Genomic DNA, 17,030 nt, shown 5'->3' with positions numbered 1-17,030 from the left:
GGCCTCCTGCCCACAGGTCCCGCTGCACGCGTGCGCGTCCACCGGCCCCGGACGGGAGCGGTGCGTCTCGCCTAGCGTCGGCGCATGACCCGCTCCCCTCGTCCTGGCACGCACGCTCGTGCGGTGGCGCGCAGCCGCCGGGCCCGCACGCTCCGTGTCGTCACGTGGCGCGGTCGCCGCGTCCTCGTGAGCGTCGGCCTCGGCGTGCTCGCTGCGGCCGCCGTCACGGCTGCGAGCCCCCCGCCGCCCCCGCACCGTGAGGTCGTCGCGCTCGCACGCGACGTTCCCGCCGGTGAGCCGCTCACCGCGGCGGCCCTCACGCGCGTCGACGTCCCCGCCGCCGGGTCACCTCCGTGCGCGCTCACCGTTCCGGGTGACGCGGTGGGTGCTGTCCCTGCGGTCGACCTGCGGGCGGGCACCTTCCTGTGCGCCGAGCTGCTCGTCCGCGGCACCGCGGATCTCCCTCCCGGCTCGGCCGCCGTGCCCGTGCGGCTCGCGGACCCGCAGGTCGCAGCGCTCCTTGCCCCGGGGATGCGGGTCGACGTCGTCGTGCCGTCGGCGCCCGACGCGTCCGGAGAGCCGGTCGTCGCGGACGGGCGCGTCCTCACCCGCGCCGCGCTCGTCCTGCCCTCCCCCGCGCCGGCGGCGCCGTCCGACGGCGGCCTGCTCGGCGTGGCGCCGGCCGCGGAGCCCGTCGTGCTCCTCGCCGTGCGGGTGAACGATGCCCCGACCGTCGCCGCCTCGGCTGTGTCAGGGAGCCTCAGCGTCGTCCTCGTGGGATGATCGGCCCGCACACAGCGGACACAGCGCAGGAGGAACGCCATGAAGGACATCTTCGAAGGCTTCAAGAACTTCATCTCGCGGGGCAACGTCGTCGAGCTCGCGGTCGCGGTCGTCATCGGCGGCGCGTTCGGCAAGATCGTCACGAACATCGTCGACGCGATCATCACCCCGCTCATCGCCGCGGTCTTCGGCTCGACGAGCCTCGCGAGCGCGCTCAGCTTCTCGATCAACGATGCGGTCTTCAGGCCCGGGCTCGTCCTCGACGCGATGATCAACTTCCTCGCGGTGGCCGCCGCCGTCTACTTCCTCATCGTCCTGCCGATGAACAAGCTCGCCGAGCGTCGCGCGCGCGGCCTCGAGCCCGAGCCGGAGGTCAAGGCCGAGGACATCCAGCTCCTCGAGGAGATCCGTGACCTCCTCCGCGCCCAGGCGGCCGGCCCCCAGCCGGGCACGCCCCAGCCGGGCACGCCCCAGGCCTGACGCGGGCGCGCGCCCCGCGTGGCGCCCGCCCACCCCCAGGAATCCGCGCGGATGGCTATTCCCCATAGCCATCCGCGCGGATTCTTGTGTCTGGGGGTGGGACCGGGGCGCGGTTGGGCCGGCTAGTCGCGGTAACCTGCGCCGCCCCAGTGGGGCGGCAGATCGCGAAGGAGCTCGGCGTCGTGGTGCGTCGCGCCCGGCTCGGACCAGCCCTCGGGGCGCTCGTCCGCGCTCGTCCCGGCGACGGTACTCGTCTCCGTGCCCCGGCGTACGACGCGACGGTGGCGTCGACGCGGCCGCGCGCCGTCGGGCTCGGTCGGCTCGTCCACGTCGACGGGCTCGGTCGGCCCGGGCACGTCGACGGGCTCGGGAAGGTCGACGGGCTCGGTCGGCTCGGTCATCGTCCGAGGAGTCTGCGTACCGCCGCGGAGACGGCAGCGTCGACGCGGTTGGACCGGCGCACGACGCCGAGCTCGGCACGCAGTGCTCCCGCGAGCTGCTGCTCGTCGCGCACGATGCCGTCGGACGCGATCCAGCGCGCGAGGGCGTCGAGGTCGTTGTCGCCGTAGGCACTGATCGGCAGCCCGGGCTGGACGGCGGGGCGAGCGGGACGGTCGGTGTCGGGGTCATCGCCCGCGAGCGAGGAGAGCAAGTCGGGCTGCATGCCGCCGACCATCGCGAAGCCCCCCTGGAGCACGGCCTCGCCGCCCGAGGTCGAGCCCGGGGTGCGGGGGCCACGGACGAAGCTGCGGGGCTCGGCGACGACGTCGTCCACAGCGTCGGCGGCCGACGCTGTCGTCGCGACGGACGATGTCGAGGCCACGGACACGGTCGAGAGCGCGGACGCCACCGACACCGTGGATGCGCCGGAGAGCGCGGACGCGCTCGAGACGCTCGACGTGACCGAAGATGCCGAACGAACCGACGCGGCCGAGTCGCTCGACGTGCCGCTCGCAGCTGAGGCGCCCGTCCCACCGGACCCTGCCGATGCCGACGACGCACCTATCGCGCTGCGGACGCCCGGTTCGTAGGGTGCGGCGATGTGCTCGTCGGGGGTGGTCGCGCTCGGCGAGGCCGCTCTCGGCCGCGGCAGGCTCTCGCCCGCCGTCCTGGTGGCGCTCTCGGGGACGCTGGGCGTCCCGTCCGCGGAGGCCGGCGTTCCGACCGTCGGGGCCGCGTCGCCGCTCGCACCCGCAGGCGGACCGGAGAGCGCACCGGCGACCGCGGGCGTCGGCACGCCCTCGGCGAGCTCGTCGGTCGTGTGGCCGAGCGCCGCACCGCCGAAGAGCGGCGTCTGCCGGAGTGCGGCTGCCGCGTCGAGCACAGCGGTGCGGATGCGGTTGGCCTCCTTGACCGGGTCGAGGAACGCGGCGGCGCTCCACACCTGGACGACGTTCCAGCCGAGCCGCTCGAGGTGCTCGGCGCGCTGCCGGTCGCGGACGCGCACGGACTCCTCGGCGATGTAGGCGTCGTCGTCGGTGAGAACGGCGACGAGCATGCGCTCGGGCAGGTCGGGGTGGCCGACGACGAGCGGGATGCGCTCGCCGCCGGGCACGCCGAAGTCGGTCTCGACGAGGAGGCCGGCGCGCCAGAGCCGTTCGGCGAGGTCGATGACGAGGCGGTCGGGGTTGAGGCCCGCCTCGACGGACTCGGTGCGGACGGTCGGGCCCGCGTGGGTGCGGCACTCGGCGAGCTCGAGGAGGTCGGCGAGGAGGCGCGTGCCGGGGGCGCGCAGCCGTTCGGGGTCGAGGTCGGCCGCGGAGAACGACGCGATGACGTCGAGCCGGGCGCGGGAGACGGCGAGCGCGTCGAGAAGCATGGCCTCGCCGGTGGGCTCGGCGACGGCGCCGAAACGATGCAGGACTCGGCCGTGCGGTGTGCGGCCGAACCCGACGGAGAGGATGACGGCGTCGCGGACGAGGCCGGCGACGGCGGTCATGTCGGCGACGACGACGGGCTCGGGCTGCTCGGCGGAGAAGAAGTTCGTGAGCGCGGGGTTGCGGCGCACCTCGGTGTGGAGGGCCTCGCGGACGCGCTCGGCGTGCGTCGCGGAGAGCGTGATGATCGCGAGGGACTCCTCGGGGCGGACGAGAGCGTGCTCGACGGCCATCTCGACGACGCGTGCGACCTCGGCCTGCGTCGTGAGGACGGTGCCGTCGGCGGCGGGCACGCCCGCGCCGGCGACGTCCTCGAAGCTCACGAGCTCGCGTGTCACGGGCAGCGGCGTCGTCCGCAGGACGCCGTCGTAGCCATGGCGGGCGAGCAGCTCGACGAGGTCCTGGTCGCGTGCGGAGACGTCGGCGGTGAGGGTGACGGACGGCAGGAGGCGCGCGAGGTTCTGGAGGCCCGTGCCAGAGGCACGGCGGGGGTCGCCGACGACGACGACCTGGCGGGCGCGCGCGATCGCGGGCAGGAGCGCGTCGAGCGGCAGGTGGTGGACGGCGTCAAGGACGACGAGATCGACGGTGCGGCTCGGGGGCATGACGTGCGGCACGAGCGTGGGGCTCGCGACGACGACGGGGCGCAGCGCACGGACGAGCGCGGGGTACCGATCGAGGGCGTCGCGGAGCCCGCCGAAGCGGCCTTCGAGGAGCTCGGCGAAGAGCTCCTCGGCGTCGTCGGGGTGGCGGCGCACGGCGAGCGTGATGCCGGAGAGCGCGGCGACGAGCACGGGCCCGGGGAGGCCTGCGACGTGCGCGCGGTCGAGGCTGCGGAAACGCTGGGCGAGGGCTTCGAGGCCGGCGCCGTCGTAGATCGCGAGCGAGCGGTCCTCGGCGAGGATCGCCTCGAACGCGGTCGCCCACCAGGCGAGCTCGAGCTCGGCGACGACGAGCCCGACGTCGACGCGGCGGTCGCGCAGGTCGGTGACGAGGTCGCCGAGGCCGCGCGCGGCGAGGGACCTCACGAGCCGGGTGCGCTCGGGCAGGTGGTCGAGCGCCTCACGGTCGTCGGCGAGCGCACGGAGCCGTGCGGCGAGGTCGTCGAGCGGCGTGTCGAGGAGGTCGGCGCCCGCGGGCGTCGTCGCGAGCACCGCGGTGAGCGCGTCGAGGTCGGCGACGAGCTCGTCCCAGGTCTGCTCCATGTCGGCGAGTCCGTCGGGGAGGATGGGCCAGCCACCGCCCGGGCACACGGCGGTCCACGCCTCGCGCTGGGCCTGGACCTCGACGAGGGCCGCGTGGAGGTCGGGGACGCGAGTGCCGGGACGGAGCATGTCCTTGGCCTGCTTGACGAGGCGGCGGCGCTGGAGCGCCGTCATGTCGTCGTGCGTCTCGCGGCGCGTGCGCGCGTCGGCGGTCGCGGCGACGAGCCCGGCAGCGGTGCGCTCGAAGATCAGGGGCTGGAAAACGTCGAGGGTCGTGCGCAGCCCGTCGAGCATCGTGAGGCGGTCGCCCCACTCGCGGACGGTGCGGGGCTCGACGAGGCCGGCGGTGCGTCGGACGTGCTCGATCTGGGCGAGGACGGTCGGCAAGAGCGTGTCGGCGAGGCGGGCGGCGCGCGCAAGGGCGTCGGCCGCGGCGTCGTCGTCGACGAGGTCGGCACCGAACCACGGCGTCGCGCCGGGGCGCAGCGTGAACGCGCCGAGCTCGCTCGCGCGGACGAGGTCGTCCGCAGCGTCGAGGCGAGCGTCGCCGCGGAGGGCGGTCGCGGCCGCGAGGTCGAGCCGCACGTGCGTCGACGGCGCGGGCCGCTCGGCGGTAAGGCGTGCGAGCGACTGGAGGACGTCGTACGCGGAGACGTCCCACGGGGAGCGCACGAGGTGGAGGGACCGCATGTATCCCGCGAGACGTCGCCGTGTGTCGATGAGGTCGGCGCGCGTGCGGCCGAGGGCCTGCCGGTCGACGTACGGCGGCTCGAGCGTCATGGCTGCGAGGAGGCGGCGGGAGACGCCGGCGCGCCACGACGACGAGGGCTCGATGTCGAGGACGAGGTCGTCGATGCCGTGCTCGGTCATGCGCGCGAGGACCTGCTCGGCGGCGCGCCGGTGCCCGGGCACGTAGAGGACCGAGCGGCCCGACGCGGCGGCGTCGGCGAGGATCGCGGTGATCGTGCCGGCGACGTCAGCCCCGGCGGGTGCGTCGACGAGGACGTGGCGGCCCGACGTCACGGCGTCGAGCGCGTGGCGCTGCGCACGGTCGAGGTCGCCCACGCCTCGCTCGTCGGCGGGGTCCTCGTCGGCGAGCCGCACGGGCGGCAGCTCCTGCGCGACGTGGATGCGGGCCGCGGCGGCAGGCGCGTCGTCGGGGAGCTCGGCCGCGGGGACGTCGGACTCCTTGGCGTGCTGGACGAGGTGCGCGTCCTCGAGGTCGAGGTGCGCGAGCGCGACGACGAGGTCGTTGTGCTCGAGCCCGACGAGCGCGTCGAGGTCGTCGACGAGCGCCTGGCCGGGGTGGACGAACGAGCCGACGAGCAGCTTCTCGACGAGCTCGAAGCCGGGCAGGACGGCCGTGCCGAGCGCGTGGATGCGCTCGGTGACGGCGCGCGGGTCGAAGCCGCCGCCGTCGAACGCGCTCGCGGCGAGCGCGGCGGGGTCGAGGAGCGCGCCGCGGGCGCGCAGGGCGCGGGCGAGGAACGGGTTGAGCTCGGCGGTCGGCTCGAGCCCGATCTCGAAGTCGCCGTCGCCGCTCGTGCGCTCGGCGAGGCGCACGGGGCGCAGGAGGACGGGTGCGTGGACGGTGCGGGGGCCGTCGGGTGCGGGGGCGTCGGACGCGTCGTCCGCGGGGTCACCGGCGGCCCCGGCGATGCGGGCGAGCGCGGCGACGTCGTCGTGCGAGGTCGACGCGGTCGCATCGACGGTCCACGAGGCGACGCCGATCGCGAGGAAGGTGGGGGCGATGCCGAAGCGCTCGGTCTGCTCGGTCGCGCGCGCGGCGACGGCGCGGGCGCGGCGACGTGCCGTCGGCAGCGACACACCCTCGCGGAAGAGGTTGGCGAGGGCGGTCGTGCGTCCGGCGAAGAGCTGCGCGACGCCCGACGGGTGCGCGTGCGTGAGCTCGAGGACGGCCTCGCCGAGCAGGTTGACGTCGGCGAGCGAGGAGGCGCCGGCGCGGTCGGAGAGGGTGCGGCGCCATCCGGCGACGGCGCGGGCGACGACCTGGGACGTGGTCGGCGGCACGACGATGCGGGGGCTCGCGGGCGCGGGCGCGGAACCCTGCCGGTCGTGCTCCCCCGGGGTGCTGTGGCTGGCGACGACGTTCACCCCGCCACGCTAACCGTGGCGGACGACGTGACTGCGATGCCACGCCGCGTACGCGCGCGCCACGGGGGTTTCGGGGGTGCCGCTCCGGCTGCGCTCGCAGGCTCCTGGCCCGGGCATGAGGGACGGCGCGCACCACGCAGGGGGCAGGCGATGCGCGCCGTCATCGAGAAGTTTGCATCTTCAACCACCGGGTGTCAATGCAGGTGAGGGAACCGCTTTCATGCGTGTCGTCGGGCACTGTCACGACCGCGTGCGCGAGTGCGTGGCGCCGGGCAGGGTAGGCTTCCTCCGTGCGCGGGCCGGTCCCGCGCCGAGCGTCTGTAGCTCAGGGGATAGAGCACCGCTCTCCTAAAGCGGGTGTCGGCAGTTCGAATCTGCCCAGGCGCACCATCGTGCGGCTCTCGATCAGGTCCGGTCGGCGCCCTATGCTCGTCCGGGCTCGCCGACATCGCTCCGCGCACCTCCGGCGGAGCTCGCCACGCCCGGCGCAGGGCGCCGGAAGAGCACCGCCGCGACGATCACGACGACCGCGGCGACGACTGCAGCGATCCCCGTCGTCGTCGACGTCGGTGCGTCGGTGAGCCGCCCGACAGCGATCCACGTGAGACCCCACGCCATGGCAGCTGCGACGCCGAACCTCCCGCCGAGGACGCGCGCGAGCACGACGCCGAGGCCCGCCGCGACGGCGAGGACGACGACGGCGAGGATCTCCGCGGTCCGGGGCGCCGGCTCGACGCCCGAGTCCGCGAGCGCGGCCGCGATGTTCGCGACGGTCGCGACCACGACCCAGCCGAGGTAGAGGCCGAAGGTGCCGTCGACGACGAGCCGTTCGACGGTGCCCCCGGTGCGAGGCAGCACGGTGAGTCGTTTCACGAGGACGCCGAGCGCGAGGGCGAGCACGACGATGTCGACGACGCTCACCCACAGCCATCCGGCCTGCGTGATGAGCAGCCACGCGCCGTTGAGCACCATCGTCATCGCGGCGAGCCAGCCGGTGGCGCGCGCCCGAGCGGTCGTCGCGTGCCGCGGCAGCCACTGCAGGACGACGTACGCGAAGAGCCCGACGTAGATGACCGACCAGATGGAGAACGCGGGGCCGGCGGGTGCGAGCGGCGTCGCTGTCGCCGAGAGGCTGCCGCCTGCGGACTCGGCGACGCGGGTGCCGAGGACGCCGACCCCCACGAGCGTGCCGAGCAGCATGAGGACTGCCGCGACGGTGACACCGACCTGGCGGATGCGGTCGCGGGACTGCGCGCGGGACGGGGTTGGCACGTGGGGCGGGTCCGGGACGTGGGACGGGGTCGGGACGTGGGACACGGGCACCTCCGGGGCGTCGGATCCCAACACAGTGACAGGACGCCCGAGTGTCCGCACGGCGAGGGGGCCGACCTCCCGGGAGGCGTCGTCGGCGTGGGACGTGCGTCTCGCACGTCGCCGTCCGGGGTGTGTCGTGGAAAACTGGCGAGCATGACGTCCTCTCCCGATCTCGAGCTCGCCGCCGCTCTCGCCGCTGACGCGGCCGAGGCCGCGGGAGCCATGCCCGACGATCCCGCCGCGGTGCGCATCGAACGTGTGGGTCCGCGCCAGTACGTCGGGTACAACGGCCGCGGTGCGGTCGTCCACATCGGCTCGGCGGAGCACGACGAGCGCTTCACGCCGGGTGAGCTCCTCAAGCTTGCGCTCCTCGGCTGCACGGGCCTGTCGACCGACGTGACGCTCGCGCGGCGCCTCGGCGACGACTACGCGGCGACGCTCCACGGGGCGACCGTCAAGAACGTTGCGGAGGAGCGCTACACGGAGGCGCACGAGCGTCTCGAGGTCGATCTCTCGGCCCTCGAGCCGGACGCGGCCGCACGGCTGCTAGCCGCCGCAGGGCGTGCCGTCGACAAGAACTGCACGGTGGGGCGCACGGTCCAGGCGGGCGCGGAGGTGCACCTGACGTTCGTCGACACCGCGACGGGCGCAACCACGGCGCACATCGCCGAGGAGCCGCCTCGATGAGCGCCGGCGACCCGTTCGAGCGCTTCGCGGGCGTCCCCGGCACGGGCCTCGTGAGTCGGGCGGTCGACGCCGCGGTGCGAGTGCCGTCGTCGGTCATCCGCGCGCACGTCGACCAGCTGCGACGACGCAACCCTGAGGCGACGCCGGCGCAGCTCCTCGCGATCCTCGACTCCGAGCTCCTCGCGGTCGTCCAGACGACCGGCGGCGCCGTCGGCGGGACAGCGGCGATCCCCGCGGTCGGCACCGCAGTGGCCGCGACCCTCACGGCCGCGGACGTCGCCGCGTTCTTCGCGGCGGCCGCCGCGTACACGCTCGCGGTCGCGGACGTCCACGGCATCGAGGTCGACGACGTCGGTCGTCGCCGCACCCTGCTTCTCGCGTCCCTCCTCGGCGAGGACGGCCCGCGCGCGATCGAGTCGGCGGGGCTGAGCCCGACGGCATGGGCGCGCGTCGGCCTCGCGGCGATGCCGTCGACGACGATCCAGCGGGTCAACAAGGTCCTCGCGGGTCGTTTCGTCAAGAAACACCTCCTGAGGCGCTCGAGCCTGCTCCTCGGCCGGCTCGTGCCGTTCGGGGTGGGTGCCGCGATCGGTGTGCTGGGTGGCCGGGCGCTCGGCAAGGGCATCGTCGCGCAGGCGCGCGCCGCGTTCGGCGAGCCGCCCGCGCAGTTCCCGCCGCGCCTACGCGTCGTCGAGGGGACGTCCGCAGACGCCGCGCCTCGCCTCGAGGCCGTGGCCGACCGGCCCGACCTGCTCGGCGGACCCACCGCGCTCGGCGGGGCCGACCGCGGCGGACCTGGTCCCGGGGCCTCGGAGCGCTGACATGGGACGCACGCTGCGGTTGCTCATGTGCCCGCCCACCGAGTTCACGGTGCGCTACGAGATCAACCCGTGGATGGACGCGTCGCGGCCCGTCGACACGGAGCTCGCCGTGACGCAGTGGGAGGCGCTCCGCGCGTCGTACGTCGCGGCGGGGCACACGGTCGAGACGATCGCACCGCTCGCGGGGATGCCGGACATGGTCTACGCGGCCAACGGCGCGACCGTCGTCGGCGGGGCCGCGTACGGCGCGAGGTTCTTCGTCGCGGAGCGACGCGAGGAGGGACCCGCATACCTCGCGCGGCTCGCTGAACTCGGCTTCGAGCCACACGCGGCTGAGCACGTCAACGAGGGCGAGGGTGACCTGCTCGTCGCGGGTGACGTCCTGCTCGCGGGGACCGGCTGGCGCACGGAGCGTGCGGCGCACGCGGAGGCGTCGCGCGCGCTCGGCCTTCCAGTGGTGACGCTCGAGCTCATCGATGCGCGCTTCTACCACCTCGACACGGCGCTCACGGTGCTGCGTGACGTCGACGGTGCCGTCGACGTCGCCTACTTCCCGGGTGCGTTCTCCGCTGCGTCGCAGGAGGCGCTGCAGCGCCTCTTCCCGGACGCCCTCCTCGCCTCGGAGGCCGAGGCGACGTCGTTCGCGCTCAACGCCCTGAGCGACGGCGAGCGGGTGTGGCTCGGCACGGGCGCGCCCTCGTGGGAGGAGCGCCTGCGGGCGCGGGGCTACACACCGGTGCCGGTCGATGTCTCGGAGATCCTCCGGGGCGGCGGCTCGGTGAAGTGCTGCACGCTCGTGCTGCGCTAAGCCCTCCCGTCACGCTGCGCGCCGTCAGCTTTCGTCGGCGGTCTCTTGGGGGCTGTCGGCGGCGGCGGAGCGCTTCGTCACGACCATGACGGGGCACTTGGCGTGGTGGAGGACGGCCTGGGACGTCGAGCCGAGCAGGAGGCCGGCGAACCCGCCACGGCCGCGGGATCCGACGACGACGAGGTCGGACGCGGTCGAGAACTCCGTGAGGAGCTCGGCGCCGGTGCCGTCGAGGACGATGCGGCGGACGGTCTGGCCGGGGTGGTCGGCGAGGACGCGGTCGACGATGACGCCGAGTCCTTCGGCGACGTCCGCGAGCACGGCCTCGTGGTCGACGGCGGCGGGCAGCCACGCGAGCATGCCGGCGCCCGAGCCGACGGGGACGCCGGCGACCGCGACGAGCTCGCAGTCCCAGAGCTTCTGCTGGCGCAGGGCCGCGCGCAGCGCGTCCTCGGCGGTGGGTGAGCCGTCCATGCCGACGACGATGCGCCGCAGCGGGAAGAGGGGCCGCTGGTCGACCGGGTCGAGCCCGGCGTTCGAGGCGACGGAACTGATGGCGGTGCGCTCGCCGTCCTCCCCGAGGTAGGGGACGACGACCGTCGGGCAGTGGCTGTGGGCGGGCAGCGCGGAGGACACGGTGCCGAGGAGGCGGCCTGCGAAGCCGCCGTGGCCGCGGGTGCCGACGACAACGAGGCGGTGCTCCTTGGAGAGGTCGACGAGCGCTCCTGCGGGGTCGCCGGTCGTCACGGTCGCGGTGACGGCGACGCCGTGCGCGGCGGCCCGGGTCTTGGCCTCCTCGAGGACGCTGCGTGCGCCGTCGAGGATCGCGGTGTCGTCGAGCGCCGCATAGCCGCCGTCGAGCGACGCGGCGGTGAATGAGGGCAGTGAGTACGCGCAGACGACGTGGAGCGGCCAGCCGAGCTTCTTCGCCTCCGCTGCGGCCCAGTCGAGCGCGTGGAGGCTCGGGGCGGAGCCGTCGACTCCTACGAGGACTACGTCACGGTGCGGCACGGGATGCCTCCTTCTCGAGGTGACGGCGCGAGCGGACCACGTCGTCCTTCCGTCGACTTTACTCGTCCTGGACCTGTTCTTGCACACCGCACGGGGGCGGTCCGGTCCGTGGACGCCGACGGCCCGGCACCCTGGGGAGGGGCCGGGCCGTCGGGACGGGCTGTGTCAGCTGACGCGGATGAACACCGGGTTGCGCTGCCAGATCTTGCGGAACTGGACGGTCTTGCCGGGACGCGGCGCGTCGATCTGGGAGTTGCCGCCTGCGTAGATCGCGATGTGGCCGGGCGTCCAGATGAGGTCGCCGGGGCGGGCGTCGGCACGCGAGATGACCTTCCCGGCGTGGCGCTGGGCGCTCGACGAGCGCGGGAGGTTGATCCCGAGCTGCGCGTAGACGTACGAGGTGAAGCCCGAGCAGTCGAAACCGCGGGGCGTCGTGCCGCCGTAGACGTAGGGGACGCCGACGTAGCGCGAGGCGATCTCGAGGACCTTGGAGCCCGAGACGCTCTGCGGGATCGGGTTGTTCTCGACCTTCGGTGCGGGGGCCTCGGTGCGCTCAGCGGAGCGCGACACGGGGGTGACGGTGCGCTGCGCGGGCGCGGGCGTCGCACGGACCTCGGGCGCCGGCGTCACCTTGACGACGGCGACGTCCTTGATGTCCTCGGCCCAGGAGCCGTCGGAGACGGTGACGGCCGGGGCTGCGGCGAGCTGTGCGCGGGCCTGCGACGTGAGCGCAGAGACGTCGGCGGAGCCGAGCGCGACGGCGTCGGAGCCGACAGAGGCGTTGGCGGGGGCCACGGCCATCGAGACGAGAAGTCCGGAGGAGGCTGCGACGACGGCTGTCCGCCGTCCGATGCCCTCTCCTGCGACGTCGACGATGACCTGGCCGAGGGGGCGGCGTGCGGCGCGGTGGCGCCCACGGGTGCTGCTCAGGGTCACTGCTGGCCTCTCTCCAACGCCTGCGAAGTTAGCTGTCGGGTTCGGGCTGAAGAGTGCCCGGCCGGTCCGACCAAGGTCGTCCCGGCTTCACCCCGGGCTCCGTGTCTCCACGGAACCAGGTGGTTCCCCCGCCTCTGCCAGCGGTTCATCATGGTTCGCGACCGGTGGCAGAGCTCGGCGTTCCGGTCGCGGTCCCGTCCGGAGAACCGGTCGGGCAGATCGAAGGTACCTCACCCACCCACGCCATGTCACGCGGAGGTCACGATCTTTTCCGCCGTGTCGATCTGGGCTGTCGCGCGACATGGACGAGGGGCGCCGCACCATCGGTGCGACGCCCCTCGTCAGAGCCGTGCGAGGCCCCTGGGCGGAGCCCGCGGGAGGCCCTCAGGCCTCGACGAAGACGTGCCGGAAGACCTCGACGGGAAGGTCGACGCCGTCCGCGTCCGCGGAGGAGACCTCGAGCCTGTCGGCCTGCCGCGTCACGAAGACCGTCGCACCGGGGGTCACTCCGGCCGCGGAGAGCCGCGCGAGGAGCTCGATGTCCGTCTGGAGCGGCTCGCCGAGGCGCGCGACGGTCGCCTCGCGCGGCGCGCTGTCCTCGAGCGCCTCGTGGACCGTCTGGAGGGAGACGACGCCGTCGAGGAACTCGCCGCCGGCCGCGGCCGCGCCGAGCTCGCCGAGCCCGGGGATGGGGTTGCCGTACGGGGACACGGTGGGCTGACCGAGGAGATCGAGGAGCCGGCGCTCAACACGGTCGCTCATGACGTGCTCCCAGCGGCACGCCTCGTCGTGGACGAACTCCCAGTCGAGGCCGATGACGTCGGTGAGGAGGCGCTCGGCGAGGCGGTGCTTGCGCATGACGCGCGTCGCCTTCGCAAGGCCCTCGGTCGTGAGCTCGAGGTGCCGGTCGCCAGAGACGACGACGAGGCCGTCTCGCTCCATACGAGCCACGGTCTGCGAGACCGTCGGGCCGGAATGCCCGAGCCGCTCGGCGATGCGGGCGCGGAGGGGGACGATCCCCTCCTCGACGAGCTCGTAGATGGTCCGGAGATACATCTCGGTGGTGTCGATGAGGTCGCTCACGGCGCCCAGCCTCCCTGTGTCGTCGGTCGCGGCCCAGTCTAGGCCGTCCGTCCTGACGCGGGGCCCGTCCGTGCCCGGCCGGACCGCCCCACTCTTCGTGCCTGTGCACACGAAACGTGTGCACAGGCACGAAGAGAGGTGCCGGAGCACGAGGTCGGGGCTGTGGATAGGCGGCTTTGGGCCGTGTCGCGGGCCAGGGTGGGGACGTGGCTGCACGATTCCCCGAGACCTGGGTGCCCTCGCGCCGTACGCACGGCGTCTTTCTGCGGCGTGACGCGTATGCGGCAGGGATGACCCGACGTCAGGTCGACCACCGGCTCGCCCGCGGTGTCTGGCGACGCGTCGTCGCACAGGTCCTCGCACACCGCGACCACACCGTCACGGCGAGCGACCTGGTCCTCGCGGCAGGGCTGGCCAGGCCCGGCTGCCTCGTCGTCGGGCGCATCGCTGCGGCCTATCACGGTGCCCCTGTCGCTGCCCTGCCGCCCGTCGCGATCCAGGTCCACGCCCCCGGGTGGTCCGTCCCCTCGGGCCTCGTCGGACGCATGGTCGACGTCGACGAACCCGGAATCCTCCGCATCGCCGGGATCGGACGCGTCGCACCCAGGCGCTGGGCCTTCATCGACGCGCTCGCCACGATGCCCTGGGACGAGGCACGCAACCTCTACGCCTACCTCGCGTCCTTCGAGCAGCTGCAGCGGGGCGACATCGAGGCGCACCTCGCTGCGCACCCGCACCGCCGTGGCAACGGACAGCTCAAGCAGCTGCTGCGCCGGACCGCTGCCGGCGCGTGGAGCAAGGCCGAGGAGCTGCTCCACACGTTGCTCCTGCGGGCGGGCATCACCGGGTGGGAGGCGAACGTCACGATCGACCTGCCGGGGCAGCGGGTGCGCCCTGACATCGTGTTCCCTGCGGCCCGCGTCGCCATCGAGGTCGACGGGCGCAGCGCGCACGAACGGCACTTCGTCCGCGATCGCCGACGGGACGCGGCGCTGAGCGCCGCGGGGTGGGTCGTCGTCCGGGTGACGTGGTGGGACCTCACTGAGCGTCCCGACGCGCTCGTCACCCAGATCCGGCAGCTCCTTGCCCACGCACGCTGACGCCACTCGTCGCCCGTGGGCGCGCTTCTGTTCGGGCCTGTGCACACGGATCGTGTGCTTAGGCCCGAAGAGAGCGGGAGGGTGTGCCGGTGCAGCCGGGGTGCGGACACGTCCACCAGAGCCGGCGCGGGGCGCGTACGCTCGCCTGCGTGAGCGAGAACTCCCCGATCGTCATCCCCGCCGACCTGCTGCCCGTCGACGGGCGCTTCGGCTCCGGCCCGTCGAAGGTGCGTCCGGCGCAGGTCGAGGCGCTCACTGCGGCGGGCGCGCATCTGCTCGGCACCTCGCACCGGCAGTCGCCCGTCAAGGACGTCGTGCGCCGCGTCCGGACGGGCCTCGCCGAGCTCTTCTCGCTGCCCGACGGCTACGAGGTCGTCCTCGGCAACGGCGGCGCGACCGCGTTCTGGGACGTCGCGACGTTCTCGCTCGTCGACGACCGCGCGTCGCACGCGTCGTTCGGGGAGTTCTCCGCGAAGTTCGCCTCCGCGACGTCGAAGGCGCCGTTCCTCGCGGACTCGCTCGTGCGGACGTCGGCGCCCGGCACGGTGTGCCTGCCCGAGGTGCGGGAGGACGTCGACCTCTACGCGTGGCCGCACAACGAGACGTCGACGGGTGCGATGGCGCCCGTCGTCCGGCCCGAGGGCACCGACGGCGCGCTCGTCGCGATCGACGCGACGAGCGGCGCGGGCGGGCTCGCGCTCGACGCGTCGCAGGCCGACGTCTACTACTTCGCGCCCCAGAAGGCCTTCGCGTCCGACGGCGGCCTGTGGCTCGCAACCCTCTCCCCCGCGGCTGTCGAGCGCACCGAGCGCCTCGCGAAGGAACGGTGGATCCCGGAGATCCTCTCGCTCGACATCGCGCTCACGAACTCGCGCCTCGACCAGACGCTCAACACCCCGGCCGTCGCGACGCTCGTCATGCTCGCCGAGCAGGTCGAGTGGCTGCTCGCGCAGGGCGGGCTCGCGTGGTCGACGGCGCGCTGCGCCGAGTCGGCGTCGATCCTCTACCGCTGGGCCGAGGCCCGGGACTGGGCGACGCCGTTCGTCACGGACCCGGCTGCGCGCTCGAACGTCGTCGCGACGATCGACGTCAACGAGAGCATCGACGCGACACGCATCGTCAAGGTCCTTCGCGACCACGGCGTCGTCGACGTCTTCCCGTACCGCAAGCTCGGCCGGAACCAGCTGCGCGTCGGCGTGTTCCCGGCGGTCGAGCCGAGCGACGTCGAGCGGCTCACGCAGGCTGTCGACCACGTGGTGTCGCAGCTCGGCTGAGCCCGGACGTGAGGGGCGGGCACCGGTGGGTGCCCGCCCCTCACGCGTCCGTCCCACCGCCTCTCGAACCTTCCAGGCGAGGTGGGAGGTGCTCCGGGGTGGAGCCAGGGTGATCCACGCTCGTTCCGCTGTCGCCCTCGTCCCCTCCGTCCGTAGCGTGAGGACGCAGCGCGCCTCGCCCTGGCGCGCCCGGACGGGGGAACTTGATGTCAGTGCAGCACGCTCAGAAGGTCGTCGTCGTCGGTCAGGGGTATGTCGGTCTGCCGCTCGCCATGCGCGCTGTCGAGCAGGGCTACGACGTCGTCGGCCTCGACATCGACGCGCGCCGCGTCAAGGCGCTCGGCGCCGGAGTGTCCTTCGTCGAGGACATCTCCGACGCACAGCTCGCTGCGGCTCTCGCGACCGGCCGCTACCTGCCGACGACTGACTACGCCACGTGCCGCGGCTTCGACGTCGCCGTCATCTCGGTGCCGACGCCGTTGCGCGAGACGCTGCCCGACCTCTCGTTCATCGGGGACGCCGCGCGCGACCTCGCACCGTGGGTGACGCGCGGGTGCCTCGTCGTCCTCGAGTCGACGACCTACCCGGGCACGACCGACGAGATGCTCATCCCGATCCTCGAGGAGGTCTCCGGCCTCACCGCCGGGCCGGACTTCCACGTCGGCTACTCGCCCGAGCGCATCGACCCAGGCAACCCGACGTTCGGGTTCGTCGAGACCCCCAAGGTGGTCTCGGGGATCGACGCGGCGTCCCTCGCCCGCGTCGACGCGTTCTACTCAGGTCTCATCGAGACGACGGTCCCAGTCTCGGGAACGCGCGAGGCCGAGCTGACGAAGCTGCTCGAGAACACGTTCCGGCACGTCAACATCGCGCTCGTCAACGAGCTCGCGGTCTTCGCGCACCAGCTCGACATCGACATCTGGGAGGCGATCGAGGCTGCGTCGAGCAAGCCGTTCGGCTTCATGAAGTTCACGCCCGGCCCCGGCGTGGGCGGGCACTGCTTGCCGGTCGACCCGAGCTACCTCTCCTGGCAGGTGCGCCGGCGGCTCGGCCAGAGCTTCCGCTTCGTCGAGCTGGCGAACGACGTCAACGAGCACATGCCGCAGTACGTCGCGAGCCGGGTCGTCACGCTCCTCAACGACTGCGAGCGTTCGGTGCGCGGCAGCACGATCCTGCTGCTGGGCCTTGCGTACAAGCGGGACACGAGGGACGTCCGGGAGTCTCCGGCGCTGCGTCTGGTCACGCATCTGCAGACCCTCGGTGCCGAGGTCATCGCTGTCGACGACCTTGTCGACGACCATCACTGGCCGCACGGTGTCGAACGGGTGGCGCTCGACGCGGCAACGCTCGCCCGGACGACGGCGGCAGTCATCGTCACGCCTCACCGCGGTGTGCCCTACGAGCTGCTCGTCGAGCACGGCACGACCGTCCTCGACACGCAGCACGTGCTCAGCGGGCCCGCCGTCGCGCAACTCTGAGGTCATGCGCCCGTCAGTCGCGCCCGTAGACCGCTCTCGGCCCACGGGTGCCCCGCAC

At 73.7% G+C, this 17,030-nt stretch carries 14 protein-coding genes, 1 tRNA gene and 1 riboswitch; of the genes, 9 read left to right on the top strand and 6 right to left on the bottom strand.

Translation table 11 applies throughout. From position 1 onward, the window contains the following. The first annotated feature begins 84 nt into the window (after nt 1–84). Together IGS67_RS01610 and mscL are read left to right on the top strand one after the other, a co-directional pair. On the top strand, nt 85–783 hold the full coding sequence (locus IGS67_RS01610) for an SAF domain-containing protein (RefSeq protein ID WP_192277183.1): 699 nt from the start codon (nt 85–87) through the stop codon (nt 781–783). A 39-nt stretch (nt 784–822) separates the two neighbouring features. Then, on the top strand, nt 823–1,263 hold the full coding sequence (gene mscL / locus IGS67_RS01605) for a large conductance mechanosensitive channel protein MscL (protein ID WP_210766951.1): 441 nt from the start codon (nt 823–825) through the stop codon (nt 1,261–1,263). Nucleotides 1,264–1,385: 122 nt separating this feature from the next. On the opposite strand, the gene IGS67_RS01600 is transcribed toward mscL, so the two are convergent. Continuing rightward, nucleotides 1,386–1,664, bottom strand: a complete 279-nt coding sequence (locus IGS67_RS01600; RefSeq protein ID WP_210766950.1) for a hypothetical protein — start codon at nt 1,662–1,664, stop codon at nt 1,386–1,388. Continuing rightward, nucleotides 1,661–6,460 (bottom strand): hypothetical protein, encoded by a 4,800-nt coding sequence (locus IGS67_RS14250; protein ID WP_192277181.1) that lies wholly within the window; start codon nt 6,458–6,460, stop codon nt 1,661–1,663. The genes IGS67_RS01600 and IGS67_RS14250 overlap by 4 nt, the downstream gene beginning before the upstream one ends. 314 nt (nt 6,461–6,774) lie before the next feature. On the opposite strand from IGS67_RS14250, the gene IGS67_RS01590 reads away from it, so the two are divergent. Next, nucleotides 6,775–6,850 (top strand) — tRNA-Arg (locus IGS67_RS01590). Nucleotides 6,851–6,883: 33 nt separating this feature from the next. On the opposite strand, the gene IGS67_RS01585 is transcribed toward IGS67_RS01590, so the two are convergent. Further along, complete coding sequence (locus tag IGS67_RS01585; RefSeq protein ID WP_192277179.1) at nt 6,884–7,732, bottom strand: TspO/MBR family protein; 849 nt, start codon at nt 7,730–7,732, stop codon at nt 6,884–6,886. A gap of 195 nt (nt 7,733–7,927) precedes the next feature. Here IGS67_RS01585 and IGS67_RS01580 point away from each other — a divergent pair, with 195 nt between their 5' ends. Genes IGS67_RS01580 through ddaH form a run of 3 tightly spaced genes read left to right on the top strand, consistent with a single transcriptional unit; the run spans nt 7,928 to nt 10,090 of the window. Continuing rightward, nucleotides 7,928–8,461: an OsmC family protein gene (locus tag IGS67_RS01580; protein WP_235977478.1), complete on the top strand. Its 534-nt coding sequence runs from the start codon at nt 7,928–7,930 to the stop codon at nt 8,459–8,461. Continuing rightward, a complete protein-coding gene (locus IGS67_RS01575) occupies nt 8,458–9,282 on the top strand; it encodes a hypothetical protein (protein ID WP_192277177.1) in 825 nt (274 codons plus the stop codon). The genes IGS67_RS01580 and IGS67_RS01575 overlap by 4 nt, the downstream gene beginning before the upstream one ends. A 1-nt stretch (nt 9,283) precedes the next feature. Then, nucleotides 9,284–10,090: a dimethylargininase gene (gene ddaH, locus IGS67_RS01570; RefSeq protein WP_192277175.1), complete on the top strand. Its 807-nt coding sequence runs from the start codon at nt 9,284–9,286 to the stop codon at nt 10,088–10,090. A gap of 24 nt (nt 10,091–10,114) precedes the next feature. Here ddaH and IGS67_RS01565 read toward each other — a convergent pair whose 3' ends face one another. From IGS67_RS01565 to IGS67_RS01555, 3 genes are all read right to left on the bottom strand, one after another. Continuing rightward, nucleotides 10,115–11,101 carry a universal stress protein gene (locus IGS67_RS01565; RefSeq protein WP_192277173.1) on the bottom strand — a complete coding sequence of 329 codons (987 nt, stop codon included), beginning with the start codon at nt 11,099–11,101 and terminating at the stop codon, nt 10,115–10,117. A gap of 165 nt (nt 11,102–11,266) precedes the next feature. Continuing rightward, nucleotides 11,267–12,037 (bottom strand): C40 family peptidase, encoded by a 771-nt coding sequence (locus IGS67_RS01560; protein ID WP_192277171.1) that lies wholly within the window; start codon nt 12,035–12,037, stop codon nt 11,267–11,269. Between the two features lie 2 nt (nt 12,038–12,039). Next, nucleotides 12,040–12,190: riboswitch (cyclic di-AMP (ydaO/yuaA leader) on the bottom strand. Nucleotides 12,191–12,421: 231 nt separating this feature from the next. Continuing rightward, nucleotides 12,422–13,120: a metal-dependent transcriptional regulator gene (locus IGS67_RS01555; protein WP_192277169.1), complete on the bottom strand. Its 699-nt coding sequence runs from the start codon at nt 13,118–13,120 to the stop codon at nt 12,422–12,424. A 290-nt stretch (nt 13,121–13,410) separates the two neighbouring features. On the opposite strand from IGS67_RS01555, the gene IGS67_RS01550 reads away from it, so the two are divergent. The 3 genes from IGS67_RS01550 to IGS67_RS01540 all read left to right on the top strand — a co-directional run bounded on the left by IGS67_RS01550 (nt 13,411) and on the right by IGS67_RS01540 (nt 16,972). Further along, nucleotides 13,411–14,220: an endonuclease domain-containing protein gene (locus IGS67_RS01550; protein ID WP_192277167.1), complete on the top strand. Its 810-nt coding sequence runs from the start codon at nt 13,411–13,413 to the stop codon at nt 14,218–14,220. Nucleotides 14,221–14,369: 149 nt separating this feature from the next. Further along, nucleotides 14,370–15,494 carry a phosphoserine transaminase gene (gene serC, locus IGS67_RS01545; protein ID WP_192277164.1) on the top strand — a complete coding sequence of 375 codons (1,125 nt, stop codon included), beginning with the start codon at nt 14,370–14,372 and terminating at the stop codon, nt 15,492–15,494. Between the two features lie 206 nt (nt 15,495–15,700). After that, on the top strand, nt 15,701–16,972 hold the full coding sequence (locus IGS67_RS01540; protein WP_192277161.1) for a nucleotide sugar dehydrogenase: 1,272 nt from the start codon (nt 15,701–15,703) through the stop codon (nt 16,970–16,972). Nucleotides 16,973–17,030 lie beyond the last annotated feature (58 nt).

The organism is Flavimobilis rhizosphaerae, assembly GCF_014852685.1.
Lineage (GTDB): Bacteria > Actinomycetota > Actinomycetes > Actinomycetales > Cellulomonadaceae > Flavimobilis > Flavimobilis rhizosphaerae.
This window is presented reverse-complemented; position numbering and strand designations above follow the sequence as displayed.